General features: G+C 62.9%; 22 protein-coding genes. 1 reads left to right on the forward strand and 21 read right to left on the reverse strand.

Going from position 1 to position 23,748, the window contains the following annotated elements; genetic code table 11:
- Nucleotides 1–17: 17 nt before the first annotated feature.
- From C2L66_RS28925 to C2L66_RS28985, 13 genes are read right to left on the reverse strand one after another with little or no spacing between them, the layout of a single operon-like run.
- The gene (locus C2L66_RS28925) at nucleotides 18–1,274 is read right to left on the reverse strand and encodes an NAD(P)/FAD-dependent oxidoreductase (RefSeq protein WP_060604775.1); all 1,257 of its coding nucleotides are present in this window, start codon (nucleotides 1,272–1,274) and stop codon (nucleotides 18–20) included.
- Nucleotides 1,267–2,232: a VOC family protein gene (locus C2L66_RS28930; RefSeq protein ID WP_060604770.1), complete on the reverse strand. Its 966-nt coding sequence runs from the start codon at nucleotides 2,230–2,232 to the stop codon at nucleotides 1,267–1,269. The genes C2L66_RS28925 and C2L66_RS28930 overlap by 8 nt, the downstream gene beginning before the upstream one ends.
- 13 nt (nucleotides 2,233–2,245) lie before the next feature.
- Complete coding sequence (locus tag C2L66_RS28935) at nucleotides 2,246–3,742, reverse strand: aldehyde dehydrogenase (protein ID WP_060604768.1); 1,497 nt, start codon at nucleotides 3,740–3,742, stop codon at nucleotides 2,246–2,248.
- 24 nt (nucleotides 3,743–3,766) lie between these two features.
- On the reverse strand, nucleotides 3,767–4,597 hold the full coding sequence (locus C2L66_RS28940) for an aspartate dehydrogenase (protein ID WP_054933316.1): 831 nt from the start codon (nucleotides 4,595–4,597) through the stop codon (nucleotides 3,767–3,769).
- Complete coding sequence (locus C2L66_RS28945) at nucleotides 4,590–6,248, reverse strand: thiamine pyrophosphate-binding protein (RefSeq protein ID WP_060604765.1); 1,659 nt, start codon at nucleotides 6,246–6,248, stop codon at nucleotides 4,590–4,592. Before C2L66_RS28945 ends, C2L66_RS28940 begins: the two co-directional genes overlap by 8 nt.
- Nucleotides 6,241–7,047 (reverse strand): SDR family oxidoreductase, encoded by an 807-nt coding sequence (locus C2L66_RS28950; protein WP_060604762.1) that lies wholly within the window; start codon nucleotides 7,045–7,047, stop codon nucleotides 6,241–6,243. The genes C2L66_RS28945 and C2L66_RS28950 overlap by 8 nt, the downstream gene beginning before the upstream one ends.
- A complete protein-coding gene (locus C2L66_RS28955) occupies nucleotides 7,047–7,907 on the reverse strand; it encodes an IclR family transcriptional regulator (RefSeq protein ID WP_054933339.1) in 861 nt (286 codons plus the stop codon). Before C2L66_RS28955 ends, C2L66_RS28950 begins: the two co-directional genes overlap by 1 nt.
- A complete protein-coding gene (locus C2L66_RS28960) occupies nucleotides 7,904–8,797 on the reverse strand; it encodes an alpha/beta fold hydrolase (protein ID WP_054933313.1) in 894 nt (297 codons plus the stop codon). Before C2L66_RS28960 ends, C2L66_RS28955 begins: the two co-directional genes overlap by 4 nt.
- 25 nt (nucleotides 8,798–8,822) lie before the next feature.
- A complete protein-coding gene (locus tag C2L66_RS28965) occupies nucleotides 8,823–9,362 on the reverse strand; it encodes a cupin domain-containing protein (protein ID WP_035999007.1) in 540 nt (179 codons plus the stop codon).
- A 35-nt stretch (nucleotides 9,363–9,397) separates the two neighbouring features.
- Nucleotides 9,398–10,156, reverse strand: a complete 759-nt coding sequence (locus C2L66_RS28970; protein WP_054933312.1) for an SDR family oxidoreductase — start codon at nucleotides 10,154–10,156, stop codon at nucleotides 9,398–9,400.
- Nucleotides 10,149–11,237, reverse strand: coding sequence for an aromatic ring-hydroxylating dioxygenase subunit alpha (locus C2L66_RS28975; protein WP_060604759.1), 1,089 nt, complete (start codon nucleotides 11,235–11,237; stop codon nucleotides 10,149–10,151). The genes C2L66_RS28970 and C2L66_RS28975 overlap by 8 nt, the downstream gene beginning before the upstream one ends.
- Before the next feature lie 54 nt (nucleotides 11,238–11,291).
- Nucleotides 11,292–11,603 (reverse strand): recombinase-like helix-turn-helix domain-containing protein, encoded by a 312-nt coding sequence (locus tag C2L66_RS28980; protein WP_035999001.1) that lies wholly within the window; start codon nucleotides 11,601–11,603, stop codon nucleotides 11,292–11,294.
- Between the two features lies 1 nt (nucleotide 11,604).
- Nucleotides 11,605–11,922: a non-heme iron oxygenase ferredoxin subunit gene (locus C2L66_RS28985; protein ID WP_035998998.1), complete on the reverse strand. Its 318-nt coding sequence runs from the start codon at nucleotides 11,920–11,922 to the stop codon at nucleotides 11,605–11,607.
- A 441-nt stretch (nucleotides 11,923–12,363) separates the two neighbouring features.
- Between C2L66_RS28985 and C2L66_RS28990 the strand changes: the two genes are divergently transcribed.
- Complete coding sequence (locus tag C2L66_RS28990; RefSeq protein WP_060604756.1) at nucleotides 12,364–13,437, forward strand: porin; 1,074 nt, start codon at nucleotides 12,364–12,366, stop codon at nucleotides 13,435–13,437.
- Nucleotides 13,438–13,545: 108 nt separating this feature from the next.
- Here the strand turns inward: C2L66_RS28990 and C2L66_RS28995 are convergent, their stop codons facing one another.
- The 8 genes from C2L66_RS28995 to tssC all read right to left on the reverse strand — a co-directional run bounded on the left by C2L66_RS28995 (nucleotide 13,546) and on the right by tssC (nucleotide 23,718).
- Complete coding sequence (locus tag C2L66_RS28995; RefSeq protein WP_054933309.1) at nucleotides 13,546–14,481, reverse strand: IclR family transcriptional regulator; 936 nt, start codon at nucleotides 14,479–14,481, stop codon at nucleotides 13,546–13,548.
- A 69-nt stretch (nucleotides 14,482–14,550) separates the two neighbouring features.
- Nucleotides 14,551–14,955, reverse strand: a complete 405-nt coding sequence (gene tssE / locus C2L66_RS29000; RefSeq protein ID WP_060607039.1) for a type VI secretion system baseplate subunit TssE — start codon at nucleotides 14,953–14,955, stop codon at nucleotides 14,551–14,553.
- Nucleotides 14,956–14,981: 26 nt separating this feature from the next.
- Nucleotides 14,982–17,711, reverse strand: coding sequence for a type VI secretion system ATPase TssH (tssH, locus tag C2L66_RS29005; RefSeq protein ID WP_060604753.1), 2,730 nt, complete (start codon nucleotides 17,709–17,711; stop codon nucleotides 14,982–14,984).
- A gap of 101 nt (nucleotides 17,712–17,812) precedes the next feature.
- Nucleotides 17,813–18,298, reverse strand: a complete 486-nt coding sequence (locus C2L66_RS29010; RefSeq protein ID WP_042304470.1) for an Hcp family type VI secretion system effector — start codon at nucleotides 18,296–18,298, stop codon at nucleotides 17,813–17,815.
- Nucleotides 18,299–18,310: 12 nt separating this feature from the next.
- Nucleotides 18,311–20,014, reverse strand: coding sequence for an OmpA family protein (locus C2L66_RS29015; protein ID WP_060607031.1), 1,704 nt, complete (start codon nucleotides 20,012–20,014; stop codon nucleotides 18,311–18,313).
- Nucleotides 20,015–20,019: 5 nt separating this feature from the next.
- Complete coding sequence (locus tag C2L66_RS29020; protein ID WP_054933307.1) at nucleotides 20,020–20,703, reverse strand: DotU family type IV/VI secretion system protein; 684 nt, start codon at nucleotides 20,701–20,703, stop codon at nucleotides 20,020–20,022.
- Nucleotides 20,700–22,052 (reverse strand): type VI secretion system baseplate subunit TssK, encoded by a 1,353-nt coding sequence (tssK, locus tag C2L66_RS29025; protein WP_082670464.1) that lies wholly within the window; start codon nucleotides 22,050–22,052, stop codon nucleotides 20,700–20,702. The genes C2L66_RS29020 and tssK overlap by 4 nt, the downstream gene beginning before the upstream one ends.
- A 118-nt stretch (nucleotides 22,053–22,170) precedes the next feature.
- Nucleotides 22,171–23,718: a type VI secretion system contractile sheath large subunit gene (gene tssC / locus C2L66_RS29030; RefSeq protein WP_060604750.1), complete on the reverse strand. Its 1,548-nt coding sequence runs from the start codon at nucleotides 23,716–23,718 to the stop codon at nucleotides 22,171–22,173.
- Between the last annotated feature and the right edge of the window lie 30 nt (nucleotides 23,719–23,748).

Genomic DNA, 23,748 nt, shown 5'->3' on the forward strand with positions numbered 1-23,748 from the left:
CTCCGCCCCGTACTGTGTTAGGCAAGCGCCTTGTCGGCATCGGCCAGAGCCGCGACATCGACCGTGCGCCCCTGGGTCATCCATTTGCGCGCGAGCTTCAGGTCGCGCGGCGTGTTGATTGCGATCACGCCGCGCACGCCACCGTCCGCGACATGAAAGAGCGTGGCGCGGCGCGCGCCGACATCGCCGCGCACGACGAGTTCGGCATCGGCGGGAATGTCGCCGAGAATCTGCAGATTCACGTCGTATTGATCCGACCAGAACCACGGAATCTCCGCATACGGCTCGAACTGGCCAAGCGCGGCCTTCGCGACGACGATCGCCTGGTTCTGCGCATTCGCCCACGATTCGAGGCGCACGCGCCGTTTCAACCATGCGCTCGGATGATTCGCCACATCGCCGCAAGCGAAGATGCGCGGGTCGTTCGTCATGCCGTGTTCGTCGACGACAATGCCGTCGTTCACGGGCAAGCCCGCCGCTTCGGCAATCGATGTATGCGGCGTGAGCCCGATGCCCGCCACGGCGAAATCGGCATCGATGGTCGAGCCGTCCGCGAGCGTCGCGCGTACTTTGCTTGCGTCTTCAGGATGCGTATCGAGCGACGTCAATGCCGCGGACAAACGCACGTCGACGCCATTCGAGCGATGCAGATCCAGCAGAAAGTCCGACACGACCGGCGGCACCGAACGCGCACACAGACGCGGCGCGCCTTCCACGACCGTCGCCGCCACGCCGAGCTTGCGCGCCGTCGCCGCGACTTCGAGCCCGATCCAGCCACCGCCGATCACGAGCACATGCTGGCTGGCGCGCAAACGTTCGCCGAGCGCCGACGCTTCGTCCAGGGTGCGCAGATACGCGATGTAATCCGTCTTCACCAGCGACGCCGGCAACTTGCGCGCCGCGCCGCCCGTTGCGATCACGAGCCGGTCGTACTGCACTGCGCGGCCCGATTGCGTGCGCACGATGCGTTGCGCGCGATCGATCTGCGTCGCGACATCGGGTTGCCATGCTTCGACATCGAGCGAAGCAAAATCGTCGCTTGCGAAGAGGCGCACGGTGTCGATATCGGCATCGCCCGACAGCACCGCTTTCGACAGCGGCGGCCGCTCATAGGGCAGATGAATTTCATCCGCGATCATCACCAGACGGCCTTCGAAGCCTGTCTTGCGCAGCGTCTTCACGACCCATCCCGCCGCCTGTCCGCCGCCGATCACGACGATGGTCTGCGGTGCGTCCGCGTCGCTGGCAGCGTGTGAAATGACAGCGTCAGTCATGTTTGCGCTCCGTCATGAACTTGCCTTCCGGCGCCTTCGCGTTCTTCTGACGACGCGTGTTGCCGTCGATGCCGCCGTCGATCGCCCATTCGGCGAACACGGTCGGGCCGGGTTCGAAATCGCGCGGCTGCCATTCGGGCGTCAGTTGATCTTCGTCCGCGTAGTACTCGATCAAACCGCCCGCCGGATTCTGGAAGTACCAGAAATACGCGGACGAAACGGGGTGACGCCCCGGCCCGAGTTGCGTGTCCCAGCCGCAACGGCTGACGTGCATGCCGCCGCCGAATACTTCGTGGATGTCGCGCACGGTGAACGCGACGTGGTTCAACCCGCGCTTGCCGGTCGGCAGTTGCAGCAGAAAGATGTCGTGGTGGCCGCCGTGCGGCGCGCAGCGCATGAATGCCCCGCGGCCCGGATAACGGTCCGACATTTCGAAGCCGAGCCGTTCGTGATAGAACTTCTCCTGCTCGGCGAGACAGTTCGTGAAGAACACGACGTGGCCCACTTCGACGGGTTCTGCGCGCTCGTAGACCGGGCTGGGCGTATCGACGCGCAGCGTCTGGCCCCACACGTTCGAGGGCGAGCCGTGCACCTCGACCGCGCGCTTGCGCGTCACCTCGATGCGGATCGCCATGCCGTTCGGATCGATACAGCCGACGGCGTCGTCGCTCGCGTAGTAGCCTTGCGCGCCTTCGAGGCTCGCGCGATATGTGTCGAGATCGGACGGCGTGGCGACGCCCCACGTCACTTCACGCAGCGTCGGGCCTTCTTCAAAGGCGGGCGGCAGCGACGGATCGTTCGCGATCACCGCGAGCACCGTGCAGCCGTTCAACGTTTCGAAGCGTGCGCGCGTTTCGTCGTGCGCGGTTTCCTTCATGCCCCAATCGGCGAAAAAGCGCCGACAGGTCTCGAGATCCGTCACACCGTACGTGATCTGTTCAATGCCGAGAATGCTCATGTTGCGTGCCTTTTCAGTTCGCCCACGCAAGCGGGGCGTCGTTCAAGCCCCAGTAGAGGCTCTTTTGCTGCATGTACTCACGAATGCCCAGGCGGCCTTTTTCGCGGCCCATGCCGCTTTCTTTCCAGCCTGAGAACGGCGTCGAAATCGAGAACAGCTTGTACGTGTTGATCCAGACCGTGCCCGCTTCCAAAGCGCGCGCGACGCGCCATGCGCGCTTGTAGTCGCGCGTCCAGATGCCGGCGGCGAGACCGAATACGCTGTCGTTCGCTTCTTTCAGCAGCGACGCTTCGTCGTCGAACGGCATCGCGACGAGCACGGGCCCGAAGATTTCTTCCTGGCAGATACGCGCGCAATTCGACAGGCCTTCGAGAATCGTCGGCTGATAGAAGAAGCCTTGTTCGCGCCTGTCGCCCACAGGCCGCTCGCCGCCGCACAGCAGACGTCCGCCTTCTTCGAGACCCAGCGCCACATAGCGCTCAACCGACTCGCGATGCTTCGCGGAAATCAGCGGCCCCATCTGCGTGTTCTCGCTCGCGGGATCGCCGACGCGCAATTCACGCGCTTTCGCGGTGAGGCGCTTCATGAACTCGGGATAGATCGAGCGCTGCACGAACAGACGCGAGCCCGCAATGCACGCCTCACCCGACGAACTGAAGATGCCGTACAGCACGCCGTTCACCGCGTGATCGAGATCGGCGTCGTCGAAGACCATCGTCGGCGATTTGCCGCCGAGTTCGAGCGACACGGGCATCAGCTTGTCGGCAGCGATGCGCGCGATGCCGCGCCCCACTTCCGTGCCGCCCGTGAACGACACTTTCTTGACGAGCGGATGACGAACCAGCACATCGCCGATTACCGAGCCCTTGCCGGGCAGCACGCTCAACACACCCTTCGGCACACCCGCTTCCTCGCAGATGCGCGCAAGCGCGAGCGATACGAGCGGGGTGATTTCAGCCGGCTTCAACACGACGGCGTTCCCGGCTGCCAGCGCGGGCGCGAGCTTTTGCGCATCGGAAGCGATGGGCGAATTCCACGGCGTAATCGCCGCGATCACGCCGATCGGCTCTTGCACGCTCATCGTCAGATAGTCGCCGCGCGAAGGCGTCACCTCTTCGTCGAGCGTTTCGAGGCATGCTGCGAAATAGCGAAACGTATTCGCCGCGCTCGCGACCAGCACACGTGTTTCGCCAATCGGCTTGCCGTTGTCGCGGCGTTGCAGCTGCGCGAGTGCTTCGTGCTTCGCCATGATCAGATCGGCGATGCGATACAGGATCAGCGCGCGCTGATGCGGCTTCAGACCGGACCAGTTCGGCTTGCGCCACGCCATGTCGGCGGCCTCGATGGCTTCGCGCGCGTCGTCGGCATCGGCCGTCGTGATTTCGGCGTTGACCGAGCCGTCGGCGGGATAGACGCTCGCGTACAGTGCGCCGCGGCCACGCTTCCATTCGCCGCCGACGAAGATATCGGCGGTTGGCACGAGGCTCGAAATGATGTCGGTGTGGGGCATGTAGTACTTCCTTTGACTGTCAGATCAGATCACGCAGCGGGCCGCGCGATTGCGCAGCGCGCGGATCGCGCTGAACGCGGTCAATGCAGAGGTCTTCGGATTGTCGGGCAGCGGCTTGCCGCTCATTTCGAGCGACATCTCGCCGAACGCGCCGCGCGCGACGATGCGATGCACGTTGCGCGTCACGGCAGGATCGGCGATCAGACGCACCATCGTCTGATCAAGGCCGAGGCCTGCAAGCGCAACAGTTGCCGCAACGTTCGCGTTCTTCGGATACAGGCGTGCCGCTTCGCGCGCGCTGCCTTCGAAAATCACGCGCGCTTCCGTCAACGTCTGCAGATCGCAGAGTTGTTCGGCGGGCGTGCCGAGCCAGCCCGTCGGCGGTTTGCGGCCGATGTACTGCACTTCGTCGAGGCCGCCGAGCTTAGCCGCCGCAAGCGCGTCGATGCCGCCAATTGCGCCTGACAAAAGCGTCACGGTTGCGTGGCCTTCATCGGCGGCGGCGTTCAGCGCTTCGAGCAACGCAAGGTCCGACAGCGCGCCGATCGAAGCAACCGCGCAATCCGTGCCCGCCTTCAGCAGCGGCACGACGTGGCTCACCAGCGCGCCGTGCCCCGCGCATTCGAGCGCGAACTGCGGACGCGACTTCAGCGCATCGACGGACCACACGACATCCACATCCGGTCCGACCTGCTCGCGCACGGCGTTGGCCTGATGCTCGGGCACGATCACATGCGACACATGAACTTGCGGATCGGCGGCGACGGCGTGATACACCGTCTGACCGATGGCGCCGAAGCCGATCATCGCGATATCGATGGGCGCGTGACGATTGATGCCCGCAACGTTAGGCATGTTCAGGCTCCTGTTTGCGCACGGGCGGGCCGGCGAATGCCGTGGCGAATGAACCGACAGACAGCATGTCCACTTCGACCAGCACCGGGCCGCTCTTCGCGATGCCTTCGCGGATCACGTCGTCAGCCTGATCCAGCGACGAAATGCGATAGTGGGTGAGGCCGAAGCTCGCGCAGAACTGCGCGAAATCGGGTTGATGCAGTTGCACGTAGCAGCGGCGGCCGCCGTAGTGCGCGTCCTGAATGTTGCGGATCACGCCATAGCATTGATCGTTCATCAGCACGATCATCACGTTCGCGTTTTCCTGCACGGCCGTCACCAGTTCGCCGACGTTGACCATCAGACCGCCGTCGCCGACGAGGCACACGGTCTTCGCCGCCGCATCCGCGAGCGCCGCGCCGATCGCCATCTGAATGCCCTGGCCGATGCCGCCACCGAGCGCATGCACGCCCGCGCGCGGCTGGAAGATCTTCAGCATGCGGTTGCCCCACGTGCTGTTGGAGATCGTCACGTCGCGCACCCAGTTGTAGTCGCGGCCCACGGCATGTTGCAACACGTCGACGAGGCGCTTGTACGGTCCCAGGCCCTTACCCGTTTCAGCGACAGCGACCTCGCGCGTCGCGGCGAGATCGCCTGCAAATGCCGGGTCGATCTTCATGCGGCCTTCGAGCAGCGTCGCGAGTTGATCGAGCACGGCGGCTGCGTCGCCATGAATGAACAGTTCGTTGCGATAGCCACGGTTGTCGGCGAGCGCATCGGCATCGACGCGGAACAGCGGCTGCGGCAGCGCGAGCTTGTACTTGAGCGTTTCGTTGCCGCGCAGACGCGAGCCGACCACGAGCAGCGCATCGCAGCTCTTGTAGAACGTCTCGACAGTCGGCTGCACGTTGAATGCGCCGAGCGTCGCGGGATGATCTTCGGGCAGCACGCCACGGCCCTGCACGCTGGTCACGACGCCGAAGCCGAGCTTCACGAGGCGCTCGACCTGAGCACGCGCATGACGCGTGCCGCCACCGAGCCACAGCAACGGACGCTTCGCCTTCGCGAGTTCGTCGGCGAGTTGCGCGACGCGTGCCGTGTCGTGCGTCAGCGTGTTGATGTGCGGCGCCGCCATGTCGACGGGCCATTCGATCTCGGCGGCCTGGATGTCGATTGGGATCTCGACGCTGACAGGGCCGCTCGGCGCGGTTTGCGCGACGCGCACGGCTTCGCGGATCGTCGCCAGTGCGGTCTCGACGGAGCGCACGCGGTACGCGGCCTTCGAAATCGACGAGAGCATCGCCAGTTGATCGGGTGCTTCGTGGATGTACGCGAGGTCCTGATCCAGATACGTCGACTCGATCTGACCGGTGATATGCACGAGCGCCGTGCCTGCCGTCAGCGCTTCGACCATCGCGCCCGCCGCGTTGCCGGCAGCCGTGCCCGTGCTCGTGAACGCGACGCCGAGGCCGCCCGACACGCGCGCGAGACCATCGGCCATGTTCAGCGCGCCCGCTTCGCCGCGCGCGCCGACATAGCGGATGTTGCCGCGCGAATGGATCGCGTCGAGGATCGGCATGTTGTGAATCGAGATCACGCCGAATGCGGTTTTGACGCCACATTGCTCGAGAAAAGCGGCGATCAGTTCGCCGACGGTGGTTTTGTTAGACATGACGTGCAACGCCTCCGGAGACATCGATATGGCTTCCCGTCGTGTACGACGACAGGGGTGTAGCGAGATAAAAGAGCGCTTGTGCTGCCTCTTCAGGAAGGCCTAAGCGGCCGAGCGGAATGTTTTTCTTGCGCGCGAGTTCGCGGGTCCAGTCTTCCCAGCTTTGGCCCGGCTGCGCCTGCGTTTGATAACGGCGTCGCCACTGACCCGACTCGACCAGACCGATCAGAATCGAATTGACGCGAATGCCCTGCGGCGCGAGCTCGACGGCCAGCGACTTGATCAGGTTCTGCACGCCTGCCCGCGCCGAAGACGTCGCGACCATGTGCGGCTCCGGCTGCAACGCGAGCAGCGAATTCACGCAGACGATCGAGCCGTTGCCATGCTGCGCGGCTTGCGTGAGCATCGGCAGAAAGGCGCGCGTCGGGCGGATGACGCTGAAGTACTTGAGGTCGAGTTCTTCGCGCCACGCTTCGTCGGTCGTGTCCGCGAAGGTCGATACGCGGCCCTGGCCTGCGTTGTTCACGAGCATGTCGGCGCGGCCAAACCGTTGCTGCACCTCGTTCGCGAACTTCGTCACTTCGTCTGCATCGAGCACGTTGCAGCGTGCAGCAAGCAATTGCGCTTGCGGAAACTGGGCGCGCAAAGCAGCTTCGGCGCTTGCGAGCCGGTCGGCATCGCGTCCGCAGATCGCCACGGATGCGCCCGCGCGCAAAAAGAGTTCGGCGGTTGCGAGGCCGATGCCGGACGAACCGCCCGTCACCACGGCAACCTGTCCGGTGAGATCGATTTGAATCATCAGAGCCCCAATGCCTTCATGTACCTGCTTTCCGCCGACGGCCGGTAGTTCAGCCGCAGCGACAATTGCTCCGCCGCGCCGCGCACCTTGTCGATCAGGCCGCCGTCGAGCAGCGCCGCGTCGATCTGCGGGCGCGGAATGGTGGTGGTGATGACAGCGGCGATGCGGCCCGTGTCGTTGCGCACGGGCGCACTGATGACGGAGATACCGTTTTCGAAGGACGATTCGCTGATCGCGAAACCGCGCACCGCGTCGTCCCTCACGCGCTCGTATAGTTCGTCAACGGTAGCGGGCGTGTGTTTCGTGAAGCGTTCGAGCGTCTTCTCCGGATACAGCGCGCGCAGTTCGTCGAGCGAGAGATCGCCCATCAGCACATGACCGTGCGTAGTCGCATGCGCGGGTAGCCGCGTGCCGACGTTGACCTTCACCGAACTGAACACGGGCGCATGACTCTGCGCCTTCGCGACGAACACCACGTCGCGGCCGTCGCGGATCACGATGTGCGTGGTCAGCCCCGTTGCATCGCGCAAAGCTTCGATCAACGGCAAGCCGAGATCGGTGAGTTCGAGCGAACTGAGATATTCGAAGCCGAGGCGCAGCACCGCGACGCCCAGGCGATAGTTGCGGTCGCGATCCGCGCGCTCCAGAAAGCCCAGTGATTCGAGCGTCTGCAGCAGACGGAACACCGTCGTGCGCGGAATGCCGAGGCGCTTCGACAATTCGGGCGCGCCGAGCACCGGTTCGCGCGGCGAGAACTCCGTGAGAATGCGCAGGCCGCGTTCGAGTCCGGGCACGCGATAGCCCGCGTCGTTGCGGTCGTCTTCTGCTTCAGGCGCAGTGCCCGTCAATTCGGGGGTCATGCTTTGCTCCATTGACCGTCGCTCGCGCGGCAGAATGCGTCGATGAGCGCGGTGTATTCATTGGCCGCTTCGATGTAGCCCGCGTGACCCGCGCGCGGGATGATCTGCAGGCGCGTGCGCGCCGCCTGTGCAATCCGCTCGCATGACGACGGCGGGGTGATCGAGTCCTCCGCCCCGACCGCGACGGCGATTGGGCCGTTGACCCTCGCGACATCGCTGGCGAGATCCGCGTTGGCGAGCAGATGCGTCGCCTGCGCGTAACCCGTCGGCACGATGCGCGACATGTTCCAGCGCACCCAGTCGCGTGATGCTTCATCGGCGTACGGCGACAGCATGTTGGCGCTGCGTTGGTCCGCGAGACCTTGCGGGCCGAGTTCGGCGAGCATCGCGAGACGGCTGTCGCGCTTCGACGCGCGCACGTCTTCGGATGCCGTGCCGTAGCCTGCCGCGGGCGAAATCAGCAACAGCCCCGCGACGCGTTGCGCACGCGATGCCGCGTACGAGCCCGCGATGATCGCGCCGAGCGAATGGCCGACCAGTACGCAACGTTCTACGGCGAGCGCATCGAGCCATGCGTCGAGCGCGCCGGCATATTCATCTGCTTTGGGCGAAGCCGATGCAACAGGCGTCGATTCGCCATAGCCCGGCGCGTCCCAAGCGAACACGCGGCGCGTCGTGCCCAACGCGTCGAGTTGTTGCACCCACGAAGCCGCGCCCGAACCAATGCCGTGCAACAGCACGAGCGGCAACGCATCGGCGTGCCCAGCACCCGCTTCGCGATAGCCGATCGCGCATTGCGGCGCAATCGCGATCCGCCGTGCCGGGAAGTGCGAGAGGCGCGTTTCCAGCGTGACGGTTCGATCGACAGTGACGGGCAAGGCTGCGGACATGGGCATGACTTCGTGAGTGGTGGGATTACTTCGCGAGATCGCGCTTGATCTTTGCGAGCGGCGAATCGGGCGGATACGTCGGCGTGATCGGCTTCGACGAACCGAGCATCACGCACATCAGCGCGTCTTCTTCACCGATGTTGATTTCCGTGCGATACACGCCCGGCGGCACCGAGATCAGATCGCGTTCTCCGAGCACGGCTTCCCATGTTTGCCCGTCGCGCTCGCAGATCACTTTCATCTTGCCGCGCAATACGAAGAAGATTTCTTCGACATCGGTATGAATGTGGCTCGGCCCGATGTTGCCGGCGGGAATGACCATCGTCGAAAACGTGAAGTTGCCTGCGGGCACGGTGTTCATGTCTTTAGCGACACCCGTGCCGCCCGTGCCGACATAGCGCATTTGCGCGCGACGGTACTTCGGGTCGTAGTCGGCCTGGAACTTCAGCGCGTCCCAGTCGTAGCGGCGCGTTTCGAACCGCGCGACGCGCGTGTCCATCCATTGTTCGAAGCTTGCGTCGGCGGGTTGATCCCACGATTTGCGTTCGAGATCGGCGTCGGCCATTGTTTTCTCCATGTGGTTTGCTGGTTCGAGCAAGGTCAATTCATCACGAAGCCGCCGTTCACGGGCAGCAACTGGCCCGTTACGAAGCGGGCGGCATCCGTCAGCAGGAAAAGCACGGGGCCCGTCACGTCGTCGGGCACCTGGGCGCGCGTCAAGGCACGGCCTTTCAGGTAATACTCGTGGCGTTCGGCGGGCACGTAAGCGGTGGCTTCGACTTCCGTCAACCCGGGCGCAATGGCGTTCACCGTGATGCCGTGCGCGCCGAATTCGCGCGCCAGCGAGCGCGTCATCGCGATGACCGCACCCTTGCTCGCGACGTACGCCAGCAACTTCGGCGCGCCCCACATCGCCGTGTCCGACGCGATGTTCACGATCGCGCCGCGCTTCGAGTCGCGCAGATGCGGCAGCGCTGCTGTGCACATCAGCCACGTGCCGCGCACGTTGACGTTCATCACGGCGTCCCACGTTTGCGTGGTCAACTCCTGCGCGAAACGTCCGCCTGAGTTGGTGATGGCGGCGTTGTTGATCAACGCGTCGATGCCGCCCATCTTCTGCGCGGCTTGCGCGACGAATGCATCGATGCTGTCGGGACTCGCGAGATCGAGTGAAATGAAGTGGACCTTCGCGCCCAGCTTCTCCGCAAGCGCGCTGCCTTCCGCTTCGAGCACATCGCCGAACACGACATGCGCGTCTGCTTCGGCAAGCGCCTCGATGAACGCTGCGCCAAGCCCGCGCGCGCCGCCTGTCACGACGACACGCCGTCCACTCAGGCCGGAGACCGTGACATCAGGCATGAGCGTGCCCCGTCGACGTCAGCGCGCCTGCTTCCGCCTGCTTCGCATTGAGCGCTTCGAGATCCGCGAAGTGCTGTTGCGCGCGTTGACGCAGCATGCGGCGCACGCGCGTCATGCCGACATCGTGTTGATAGAGGAATTCGTGAGCACGCGCATTCGGTGCCAGGCTTTCGAGCACATAGCGATCCTGTTCGAGCACCGCCCAGTGCAGCCCTTCGAGACGATTGCGATACAGGAAGCGCCATGCGTCGCGCTGCCAGCCGCTCACCTTGCGCGTGCGCCAGAAGTAGACCTGGCAGTTGTCGTTATCGACGGGCACTGCAAAGCCGACAATGCCAAAGCTGCCGCCCGGGCCGAACTTCTTCTTATAGGGAATCGCGAGACGCATCCACAGGCAACCCGTTTCACCGAGTTCGACCCAGTCGAAATTCACGTCGCGCTGGCCGACCTTCTCGAACATGAGGCCAGTCTCTGTTTTACGCACGCGCATGTCGGCCTGCTTGTCGCCTTCTGCCATCGAATGAGACGTCGCGTGCAGATACGCGCCGTGCATCGGGTCCATCACGTTGTCGATCGCATACTGATAGTTGCACTTCCAGTTCGATACGCACAGGAACTGCGAGTACTCCGCGCCGACCAGTTCTTCGGGCAGGGCGAGCGGCGTCGGCTCCTTGTGCGCCTCGTCGCCGAACCACAGGAAGATCGCGCCCGCATGTTCCTCGACGGGATACGACTTCACGCACTTCTGGCCTTCGAGCGGACAGGCCGACACGGCAGGCACGGACTGCACAGTGCCCGAGCCGTCGACTTCGATGCCGTGATACCAGCATGCGACGCGATTGCCGAGATTCCAGCCGAGCGACAGACGCGCGCCGCGATGCGGGCAGCGGTCTTCGAGCGCGTGGACTTTGCCGTCCTGATCGCGCCACAGCACGATCTGCTCGCTGAGTCGCGTGAGACCGATGGGCGCATTGCCTACCTGCCAGCTCGGTGCGACGGGATACCAGTAGTTCTTGATGCCGCGGTCGAGATAAGCCTGAATCGGATCGGCCGCGGGGCTCGTTGTATTGAGAGACGTCATGGGGAAACTCCGTGTTCGCTTGGGTCGTGCGCTGGGTGGTCGAATCGCGCGGCGTTACTCGGCGAGCAGCCGCAGTTCCGCTGCGAGACGCTCTTCGCTCCACTGCGCGCCTTCCGGCGTGCGGAATCCAACGCCGTTCAGACCTGCCACCACTTCGTGCAATTCGACGGCACCTGCTTCGAACACCTGTTCCAGTGCATTGCCGAAGTCGTTTTCGTATTGCGTCGGCTCAGCCTTGCGCGTCTGCCAGATCATGTTCCCGGTCTCGCCCGGCTTTTCGATCACGCCCTTGCCGGCGACGTTGTTCGGCTGCGGCGCGAGCCACGGCTTCAGGAAAGGATTGAAGTTCACGACGGCTTCTTTCATGTCATTCCACCTTGATCTGGATTTCTTCACCCGCGAGGCGCACCGCGTACGTCTTCAGGTCGCGGCCGCCCGGTTCCTTCAGACACTTGCCCGTCGGAATATGAAAAACGGCTTCGTGCAGCGGACATTCGACCGTGTCGCCGTCGATGAAGCCTTGTGTCAGCAGCGCATACGCATGCGGGCAGACGTTCTCGAGCGCGTAGACCTCATCGCCCACCTTGTAGATGCCGATTTCCTTGCCGTCGCCGAGCTTGAACTCGACGGGCGCGTCTTCGGATAACGCGCCGGCGTGTCCGGCGCAAAGCCACTGTTCACTCATTTCTCACCTTCTCCGACCAACCGGTTCCGACCGTTTGACGTTCCACCTACGGAACATCAGTTTATGTATGGTCAATTATAGGAAGATGTTTGCGCGGACAAAATAAAAATTCTGCGCTTCCAGGGAAAACACCGACAGCGGCTTTTTCGCAACGTAAGAAGGCCGTAAACCGGGCCAAATCAATGGGTTGCTGCGCATAAAGAGCGCGCGCGTACGGCATCCGGGTCATCCGACGAATGAGGGTTTTCACTGTCGCAAAAACTTTTTTGATCGCGCTATTGACTCTCTATACTTTCCATAGGCGATACATAAGCCCATAGGTGGAACACGAAGCGGATAGCCAACTCAGCAGGCGACCAGAAGGCCATCCAGAGAGATGACAGGCAAAGGAAGAGAAACCGGCACGTCCGGCTCTCGACTACACGATCAGGAGTACCAAGGGTGAAACGCATCATCGCTGCGGGCGCGGCAGGACTTGTGGTGACATCGACGGCATGGGCGCAAAGCAGCGTCACGCTGTACGGCAGCCTCGATGCCGGCATTGCTTACGTGAGCAACGTCGGCGGGCATACGAAGTGGATGGAGGAGCAAGGCAACATGCAGCCGGACCGCTGGGGCCTGCGTGGCGTCGAAGACCTGGGCGGCGGTCTGCACACGGTCTTCCAGCTGGAAAACGGCTTCTATACGAACACCGGCAACTTTGCGAAAGCGGGCACGCTGTTCAACCGGCAGGCTTACGTCGGCATCAGTTCCGACCAGTTCGGACAGGTCACGCTCGGCCATCAGACGCCGTTCAACTTCGACATGCTCGGCCCGCTCAGCACCGCGTATCTCGCGGCGAGCTGGTTTGCGTTCCACCCGGGCAATATCGACGAACTGGCCGACACGGGTGTCGTACCGTTCGACAACTCCGTGAAGTTCAAGTCAGCCAGCTACGCGGGCTTCACGGTCGGCGCGATGATGGGCCTCGGCAATACGACGAACTTCTCGACAGGCAAGACGATGAGCTTCGGCGTGAACTACGCGAACGGCCCCTTCAAGGCAGCGGCCGTGTATTCGAACGAGCACAACCGCACGCCTTCCATCATCACGACGGGCATCAACAGGTTCCAGGGCGTGCCGGCCGCAACCTACTCCGCCGACAAGGTCGAGAACATGGGCGCGGGCCTGTCGTACCAGCTCGGCAAGCTGCTCGTGCATGCGCTGTACACGCGCGTGAAGTTGCAGTCGAACGGATTCTCGGACACGTATCAGAGCTGGGACGCGGGCGCGAACTATCAGTTCACGCCGGCCAACACGCTCGCGGGCGGCGCCGCGACGACCACGCTGTCGGGCCGCCGCTGGACGCAGTTCGAAATCGGCGATATTTATGCGCTGTCCAAGCGCACTCAGGTCTATGTGAACGTGCTCTACGAGCATGCGAACGAGAATGCGAACGCTGCGTTCTTCACGGCCGGCGTGTCGGGCGGCCGCAATCAGGCGATCGTGCTGACGGGCATTCATCACTCGTTCTGAGCGATGTTGTGAGGCCTTTTTTAAGGCTCGAAATGAAACAGGCGGCCCATCGAGGCCGCCTGTTTTCGTCTTCTGCCCCGCTTTTGCGACGCGACAGAGAGGCCGCGTCTAGCGACGCGTTTGCGCGAGCGTCGGATCGTCGGCGGACGGTCGATAGTTCAGGCGCGCCGACAGATCGAGCGCCGCGCTGCACACCTTCGCGACGAGCGGTGCGCGTTCGTCGTCGCCGATATCGGAACGCGGCACTGTCGTCGTCATCGCCGCGACGATCTTGCCCGTCTGATCGCGCACGGGCGCGCTGACCACGGATATGCCGCGCTCGAACGATGCCTCGCTGATCGCGTACCCCTGGGCGGCCGTTTCGCGGATTCGCTCGTACAGTTCGTCGACGGTGGCGGGCGTGCGGTCGGTGAAGCGTTCGAGTTGCTGCTCGGGATACAGCTGACGCAATTGCATCAGCGAGAGATCGCCCATCAGCACCTGGCCGTGGACGGTCGCGTGCGCGGGAAGCCGCGTGCCGACGTGCACCTTCACCGAACTGAACATCGGATCGTGCGTCTGCGCCTTTGCGACGAACACCACATCACGCTCGTCGCGTATCAGCAGATGCGTGCTCAAGCCTGTCTGATCACGCAGCCGTTCGAGGATCGGCGTGCCGAAGTCGGTCAGTTCGAGTGAACTCAGATACTCGAAGCCAAGGCGCAGCACCGCGACGCCAAGACGAAAATGCCGGTCGCCATTCGCGCGTTCGAGAAAACCGAGTGCTTCGAGCGTTTGCAGCAAACGGAAGGTGGTCGTGCGCGGAATGCCGATGCGCTTGGACAGCTCGGGCGCGCCGAGCACGGGTTCGCGCGCCGAAAACTCGGCGAGAATGCGCAAGCCGCGTTCGAGGCCGGGGACGAGATAGGTCGAGCCGCCGCCGGCTTCCTCTTCGGCGGATTCCGCGATTTCCGTGCTGCTCGCGGTGTCCTCGTCGGCCGATGCGCGCGCCGCCTGAGGTCCCGCAGCCCGGTGTCCCACTCCTGTCGTATTTTCTCTTGCCATGTCCGGCTGTGTCGTTGAACCGTCGAAGATAGAGATGATAGCGCGAAGGGGTGGGTGGGGAGGCGAGAGTCAAAACCGGTCTATATCCCGGTTCAGCATCTTCAGCCGGGTGCGCCCGTCCGGCGTGAAGTGCGTGCCGAACCGCACCAGCCCTTGCTTGTGCAGATGGCACGACATCGTGAAGCTCAACAGCATGCCAGCCTCGGTGTCGTCGATCCTGATGTCGATGCGAGCCAGACGCGGTTCATATTTGAGCAGCGTCACCTCGATCTCGCGTCGAAGTTTGTGCGCCGACGCCGGCAAGTGCCGGTAAATCTCCGACAAATCGGCGAGACCATAGTCCGGCAGATGCACAAGTCCGTCGCGGCGACTATTCAGAATGCGATGGATGTTGTCCTGCACGGACAGAAACGTCTGTGTCTGCGCGTCGAACTCGTCGACGGCTGCGCCGTTCGCGAAGTGCCCGGTCACCATTTCGAAGAGCCCGGGACCGCCTCCGTTCACGCGACAGCCTCATCGGCAAGCAACGTTTCTTCGAAATCGACGATCACGCCTTCCGTCTCGCTAACCGACACCCTTATCGTGGCTGGCAACTTGCCTTGCGCCGATCGCACCAGCAACTCGCGCGACAGCACGGGCAGAATCTGTTGATCGAGCAAGCTGTCGATATTCCGTGCGCCCGAGTCTGGCGTCTGGCAGGCACGGACAATTTCATCGATCAGCGTGTCGTCGCAGATCAGCGCGACTTCGAAACGTTTCGCGATCCGGTGCGCGACCTTATCGATCTTCATGCGTACGATCGTCGCAAGCGTCGAAGTCGAAAGCGGCCGGTAGATCACCGATTGAAACCGCGCGAGCAAAGCCGGTTGAAAGTGCTCGACCAGCACGGGACGAACACGGTCCATCAGCAGCGCGTCGCTCACAGGCACATCTTGCGCAATTTCGCTCGCGTCTTCATTGGCCGTTTCGATCGCGGTCACGATTTGCTCGCTGGCCAGATTCGACGTCATCAGAATTACCGTGTTGCGGAAGTCGATGATGCGCCCTTCGCCGTCGCGCATGAAGCCACGGTCGAACACCTGATAGAACAGGTTCAACACATCCCGGTGTGCCTTCTCAACCTCATCCAGCAAGATCACGCTGTACGGCCGCTGACGCACCGCTTCTGTCAGCACCCCGCCCTGCCCGTAACCGACGTAGCCGGGCGGCGAACCTTTGAGTTGCGATACGGAGTGCGCCTCCTGATACTCCGAAAGGTTGATCGTAACGAGCGCGCGTTCGCCGCCGAACATCAAGTCGGCCAGTGCACGCGCCGTCTCCGTCTTGCCGACGCCCGAGGGCCCCACCAGCAGGAATACGCCAAGCGGCGACTCTTCGGACCTGAGACCCGCTTTCGCCGTGCGCAGGCTCTTGCCAAGTACGGCAAGTGCGTCGTCCTGACCGACGACGACCCGCGCGAGCCGCGTTTCGAGTTCGACCAGCGTCGCGAGTTCGTCTTCGAGCAGACTGCCGGCGGGCACGCCTGTCCAGTCGGCAATCACGGACGCGATCGCGGCTTCGTCGACTTCCGCGTGAACCAGCGCCTCGACGCCGTGCCGCGTAAGCGCCGCGTGGGCCTCGCGGATGGACTGCTGCAGTGTGCCGCGCGTTGCTTCGTCAGTGGTTGCCCGCCATTGCTCGCGTAATTCGACGACCCGCGCCGCCGCTTTCTTTTGCGTGGCGAATGCGGATTCCAGTTCGTGCAGCCCGGCGCGTAGTTCATCGAGCTGTTTGTCGATGGTGCTCACGCGCTCGCGGACGTCTGCGGATGCCGCCGCCTGATCCTCGATCAATGCGAGGCGCTCGACTTCGAGCGCCGCTTTCTCTGCCTCACGCGTGGAAATGGCCAAAGGTGTCGCCTCACCGCTCATTCGCACGCGTGCGGCGGCCGTATCGAGAAGATCGACGGCCTTGTCCGGCAACTGGCGCCCTGTCAGATATCGACGCGACAGCTTCACAGCGGACGCCACGGCCGCGTCGGTGATATGCACGCGATGATGTTGCGCGTAGCGCTCTTTCAACCCGCGCAACATCAGACACGCATTGTCATCGTCGGGCTCGTCGACCTTGACCATCTGAAAGCGCCGCTCCAATGCGGCATCGCGCTCGAAATACTGCTTGTACTCCGACCATGTGGTCGCAGCAATCGTGCGCAACTCGCCGCGCGCGAGTGCCGGCTTGAGCAGGTTCGCTGCGTCCGCGCCGCCCGCGGAATTGCCCGCGCCGATCAAAGTGTGGGCTTCGTCGATGAACAGCAGAATCGGCACTGGCGATTGCTGCACGGCCTCGATGACGTTTTTCAGGCGCTGCTCGAATTCGCCTTTGACGCCCGCGCCCGCCTGCAGCAGACCCAGGTCGAGCGTCAACACGCTGACGTCGCGAATCGCCAGCGGGACATCGCCTTGCGCGATTTTCAACGACAGACCTTCCACCAGCGCCGTCTTGCCGACTCCGGGGTCGCCCACCAGAATCGGATTGTTCTTGCGCCGCCGCGCAAGAATGTCGACCATCTGGCGAATCTCGACGTCGCGGCCGAACACCGGGTCGATTCGCCCCTCGCGCGCCTTCTGCGTGATATCGATGGTGAAGCGCGAAAGCGCGTCATTCGAATGCTGACGGCCGGACGCGTGAGCGCTTCCGTGTCGCGAGACCGGGTGCGGCGCCGCTTCGGCCTGTGACTGCGCTGCCGCGTTCGCGTCGCCGCGCGGCGCTTCGATAGAAATCCCGTCGAGCTCCGGCATCACGCGTTCGATCTGCGCAGGCGATACCGACAGCAATGCCCACGCATCCGGCGCGCGCAGCAGCGATGGCGTATCGGCCAGTGCTGCCAGCAGATGCGCCGAGCGAATGACGGTGCTGCCCGTTCCTGGCGAGTCCAGAGAAGCACGCATCCACGCTGCTTCGAGCAACTGTCCAAGACGGTTCGACAGGCCAGGCTTGCCGCGCAACTCATGCGGCAAGCGGTCGATTGCACTCAGCAAACCGTTCCAGATAGCGTCGACGTCCAGTTCATAGCGCCGTATGAGCGCCACGAGGTCTCCGTCTCCGAGTTCGAGCAGCTTGATGAGCCAATGCTCGACCTCGATATCGCGATGGGCGCGGGTTTCGCACAGGCTCGCGGCGTCGGCGAGGGCGTGTGCGCAATGCTCGTTCAGGCGGCGCAGGAACAGGGAGAAGTCTCTGGCGATCATGGCAGAAGGTAGGCGGGGCACAGGCCGGTCCGCACAAGCGGACCGGAGACGATGACGGTCCCTCGAGGCAGTCGCCAGACCGGACCGTCATGTTCGAACGCTTATGAGCGCTCGTTCCACGTATCGCCGTGGATGATGTTGCCATCCTTGTACGACCACGTGATCTTTTCGTAGCGCAGTTCGATTTCTTCGAGATGGTTGTGCTTCTCGAATTCGGGGATCTTGATGTCGAGCATCTTCGGACGCACGGCCACGACCTTGACGTTGTCGAGCTTGGTGTTGAAGTATTCCTTCTCCTTGCCCGCGTCGTCGATCTTGTACCACTTGATTTCGACCGACTTCAGCGTCTGGCCGCTGGTCACGGCCTTGTACAGGTACGGCGTCGACGCGTCGGTTTCCTTCGTGAAAGTGATCGGCGCGTGGACGCGTGTGCCCGTCAGCTTGCCCGTGTTGCCGTCGGTCGGAATGTGGATACCGTGATCGAACTGGACCACTTCCACGCTGCCTTCGCGATCGTGAACGGTGACCGAGCCCTTGATGTCGGCGCCGCCATCATCCTTGAGCCACATATATGCGGGAATTGCCATTTCTTCTTCTCCTTATGAGCAGGCCGGTTGGCCATGGGTAAAACCGTCGCCGCGATCGGCACGGCAGTCGGGTACTAGAGTGATCTCGACGCGCCGGTTCGCCGCGCGTCCCGCCTCGCCGTCATTCGACGCTTTGGGGCGCGTGTCGCCGTAACCCTGTATCGCAAAGCGCGTGACGGACAGGCCGGACGCATCCGCAAGCCAGTCGCGGACGGCAGAGGCCCGGGCCTCCGACAGCGCCAGGTTGCCGCCCCTGCTACCGACGGAATCTGTGTGGCCGGCAATCAAGATCCGCTTGTCCGGGTGCGCCTTGATCATTTCGAGCGCGCCGATCAACGCGCGGTTTGAGCCGGACTTGAGCTTCGGACTACCGCTGTCGAAGAGCGACATGCTGTCGAGTTCGATCGTCGACGGCGCGGGGGCGGGCGGCTGATAACCAGCAATCAGCCGATTGACGACAGGCAGCAATGGCGCGCCGCGATACAACCCGAGACCGAGCCGCGGCGGCACACCCGCACTTGCGTATTGCTCCAGATCGTCCCGGTCCCGCTTGACTGCCGCGAGCGCGTCCACGCGCGCGGCGTCCTGTGCCGGTGGTATCGCCTCATAGCGCGCCATATGGGCCAGCACGCCGGAAACGAGCGCGCGGTTCTGCCACGCGGAAGCTGCGGCGGCCGCACAGAACCACACGGCAAACCACACGAACGCATGAGCCAGCGCGACGGGCAACGCCCGACGAACCGGCTGCGGCGCGATGCCACGAATCAGCGGGATCGGCAATGGATAGCGCTGGGTGATACCCGCGGCGGCCGGCAGATCGAGCGCCGTCGTCGAGGCGACGAACTGTCCGTACAGCGAATCGGGAACCACCGGGCCCGCTACAGCCGTCACACCGAAAGCGTTCAGCGTCAAAGCCTGCATGCCGCGCTGCGTGTCCACCAACGGTGGCAAAACAGCTCCGAAAGCCCAACGTGCGAGAGCGTCCAGTTGTATTGCAGTCAGCGCGCGCGGCCGGCGGTCCTCCGGCACCGCCCTTTCGGCGAATGCGCCGAGCAAGACCGAAAGCTGCTCGGCCGTCGAATGCGGGTCCAGCTGGACCGAAGCGGAAACGCCGAACCAGGGGCAATCGAGCGACCTGTCGCGGGTTTCCGTCGCGTACAGCGCGATGCATACCGGCAGCCTGTATCCCACCGCGCGGCCAGCTTCGTTGATCGCGACACGCCAGCGTTTGAGCGTCGCCTGCAAAGTGACGGCGCTCGCCGGGTCGTCGGACGTCATCAGCCAGGCGACGGCATCGGGACCCTGGCCGCCGCGCCAGCGCTTCAGAGCATCCGCGAGGTGCATCAGCTTCGACGGATCGTCATGACGCACCCAGATCGCCGCATCCGTGACGATGACGGCGTTTTTGTCGAAGACGCGCGAAAGCACGCTACCCGGTTCGCCAACCGTCAGCACGAGCGGCGTGTTGCGTTTGATGTCCGCGGGCAACGACGCGAGCGCGCAATCGATGGAGCGCAGCACGTGCTGTGTCGAGGCGCACCGTGCCCACATCCGACGCGTCGCAATGACGATACAAGCCAATACAGCCAGCAATACGAGCGCGGCGCACGACCCGTTCCAGCCGGCTGTGAACGGAGAAAACAGGGCGAGCCACGTCAGCGCAAGCAGCGCAATCCAGACAAAGACGGATCGCCAGGGATAAGCGGATACGGACATGACGATCAACGCGCGAGGTTTTCGATCGCAGCGGACAGCCATCGATCGAGCAACAGATACACCACCCCTGACGCCAGGCAAGCGGCCACCACCCACGCAAGCGCATTCATGCGGCGATACCACGGGCGCGACCAGGGAGCCGTCGTGACGACGGTCGTCGTGGATGGGTCGGCACGCCGCCAGCCTCCACGCTCAAGCCGCTCGTCGATTGACCGTATCAGCGCGAAACGCGCTTCATCGCCGTCGAGTGCGAACCGGCCGTGGAATCCAAGACTCAACACCGCATTGAAAATGGCGAGCAGTGTGAGCGACGGCTGCCGTTCCGAGAGCCTCCGCTCGATCCGGCGAATGAGCTCATCTCCCGCGTCATGGCTGCGAAACTCTGCAACCTGCAATGGTTCCCGTTCCCAGTGGTCCCGGTCGGAGCCGACCAGATGACCCAGAGCGGCTTCGTCCAGCAACGCGCATTGCGCATAAGCTGCGTCTTCGACGATATCGGCGGGATGTCCAACGGCTCTCATCTGTTCGCGCAGTCGGCCGACCTGGTCCTTGCACGTAGCGCGGAACGTGTCGTACACCTGCGGTGCGCCATCCTGCATCAGGCCAGCGACAAGCAAGGCCGTGTCGCGCAACGCGACGGGTAGCACATGGGAATCGGCCTGGGTCTGCGAGCGAATCATGTTGGTCATGTCGGCAGCACCGCGTAGAGCTCAAGCGACACATCCGGGATCGATGCCGGAATGTAGAACTGACACGCGCGCGCGGCGAGCATCCTGGAAAACGCCGGATGTGAGCCGTCGAGCGCGAAGTATTGGTTCTCAATGCGCACAGGAATGGCTGCGGGTAGACGCGACATCGTTCGCAGCGGGATGCCCGGCAAGGCCGAATTGACGATCTGCTCGACCTCATCCGGCGCACCTGCCTTGCACAGCCGGGGCAACTGCTCGAGCAGCTGATGCGCCGCCACGCCCGCTTGCACGGACAGGTAGTAATCGGCGCCCTCGACCAGCCGCTGATCGTTGAAGCGACCCACCCACACCGTCGGCTTGATGCGTTCAAGTGCAACAGGCACGACGCGCGATGGAATGACCGTGTCCAGCAGTGTCCGGATCAGCGACTCCAGCTCTGCGAATACCGGTTCCGGTGCACGGTGATCGTACGCGGGAATGGACTGCAACGTGTCCGACGTCGAGAAAGTCAGCAGCGAGCCCGCCAGGCGCGCGAGCACCGCGTACAACCGCTCGGGATGCTGGTCCGGCGCCTGGCACAGACGCGCGAGATCCGGCCACGTCGTATTGACGCTATGCAGTAGCCAGAAAAGCGATACGTCCGCCACCGCGTAATCAGCTATCTGATCTGAACGCTCGCGACGGCGCACCGCGAGACTCGCGCTCTTTGCCAGCAGGATTTCCGATAGCCGGTTCATCCGTCCGAGCAGTTGTTCGTTCGCGGACAACGTGAGGCAAGGCGGCACGAATGACGTGTCGAACTCGAAACGCCCTTGCGCGTTCCGCACAACGCGACCGATTGGACAGGTCACGTAATCTCCGTCGCCCGTCTGCTCGAAATCGAACAGCAATGCGAGCACATGCCGCTCGACGCTGATTTCTTCCTTTCCCTCACCGTTGATGTCAACGACCTGCAAGTACTCACGCAGAAAACGGCGCGGACGAGCGGGACGTTCGCCGTCCTCGATGCAGTTGCTGCCTTGCGGATCGATCAGCGGCAGCCCGACCAATACCGTTGCCGCGTCCAGGTGTGCGGGCACTTCGCCGAGATCGCGTGCCGGCGGCAGTCGATCCGACGTTTCCGAATCGACATACGTTCCATCCGGCAGCCGCGCCGCCAACGAGGTCAGGTGCAACCGGTTGATAGACAACGCGTGCGTGTCGAACGCAACGCGATTGACGCCCCAAGGGTCTGGACTGGCAATGCGCGCCACTCGCTCGTCAGCAAACCGGTCCCACATCGCTTGCTGTTGAAAGTGCTGCGGGGTCATGAAAATACCCTGCGCCCACAGCGGCCTCGTAATCTTCATCATGCCTGGCTAATGCGCGAAGCTGGGCACTGGTTCGCAGTGCCGTGCCTCGCAAAACGACGGGGCTGCACAGCGGCGCTATGCCACCGTGCAGTCTTCGCTATCTGAAGTAGCGTAATCAGTTCTTTGCCTTGGGCATCTGCGAAACGAGTGACAGATTGATATCCATCCCCTCGATCTGGAAGTGCGGGACAATGAACAGCTTCACGCGGAAGAACCCGGGGTCGTCCTCGATGTCTTCGACTGTCACCTGAGCTTCGCGCAGCGGATGCGACGCCTGCAGATCGTCGCCCGGATCGGTCATCTCGGTTACCAGAGACTTGACCCACGTGTTCAGTTCAAGCTCGAGCAGACGACGGTCCTTCGTCGTGCCGATGTTCTCGCGCTGAATCAGCTTCAGATAGTGCGCGATACGCGACAGCAGGAAAATATATGGCAAGCGTGCATTCACGCGGCTGTTCGCGGTTGCTGCCTTGGTCTCGAACACCGTCGGCTTCTGAGCGGAGTGCGCGGAGAAGAAGCATGCGAAGTCGTGATTCTTGTAGTAGGACAGCGGAATAAAGCCCAGGTTGGCGAACTCGAATTCACGCGTTTCGGGAATCAGTACTTCGCTCGGAATCTTTGCCTGATTGCCTGTGCCCAGGTCGTACAGATGAATGGGCAAGTCTTCGACCATTCCGCCCGCTTGAGGACCGCGAATCTGCACGCACCAGCCATTCTTGATGAAGCTCTTCACCATGTTCGCCGCGAAAGCGAACGACGCATTGGCCCACAGATAGCGGTTATGGTCGGGGCCCTTGACCGATTCCGTATAGTTAAAGGCGCGTACGGGAACGGTGTCCTGACCGTATGGCAGACGCGCAAGGAAACGCGGCAGCGTGAGGCCGATATAGCGGGCATCATCCGAATCGCGGAAACTCTTCCACTTCAGGTATTCGGCGCGATCGAAGTAATTACCGATGTCGCGAATACTCGCGACCTCTTCCATCGTTTCCTTGCCAAAGAACTTTGGCGAAACCGAACCGATGAAGGGCATATGCGCAGCGGCGGACACCTTTGCGATATTGCGCAGCAATGCGATGTCCTGCGGGCCACGGTCAAACTCATAGTTCGAAATGATCGAGCCGATCGGCTCGCCGCCTGGCGTGTCGTACTCCTGGATGTACGTGTGCAGGTAAAGACCGCTCTGAATGACCTCAGGCGTGTCTTCGAAATCCTGGCGTAGCGCGTCTTTGGACACATCCAGCACTTCAATTTTCACGTTCTTGCGGAAATCCGTACGGTCGACGAGGAACTTGAGGCCACGCCATGCCGATTCGATTTGCTGGAACGCCTCGTTGTGCATGATCGCGTCGAGCTGACGGCTGATCTTTTGATCGAGATGCTCGATATGAAAATCGAGCAGGCTGCGGTCGAGACGATCGACCTGCTGCGACGAGTCCGCGATCATCTTCAGGAACACGTTCATCGCCTGGGCGACACGTTCGTCCAGCGACGACTCCGATAACGCGTCCGCACTCTGGAACGAATCGGTTGGCCGGGCCGCCGTGACGGGCTTCAGGTTGATCTTCTCGCAGAGCGATTCATACACGCTCTTGCCAGGCGCATCCAGCACTACCGTATCTGCACCAGCCGTCTCGTGAATACGTGTTTCGTTTTTCGCCATGATAGTTCTGCTCTTCTGGATAAACGGACC

This window comes from Paraburkholderia caribensis (genome assembly GCF_002902945.1).
GTDB classification, from domain to species: Bacteria; Pseudomonadota; Gammaproteobacteria; order Burkholderiales; family Burkholderiaceae; genus Paraburkholderia; species Paraburkholderia caribensis.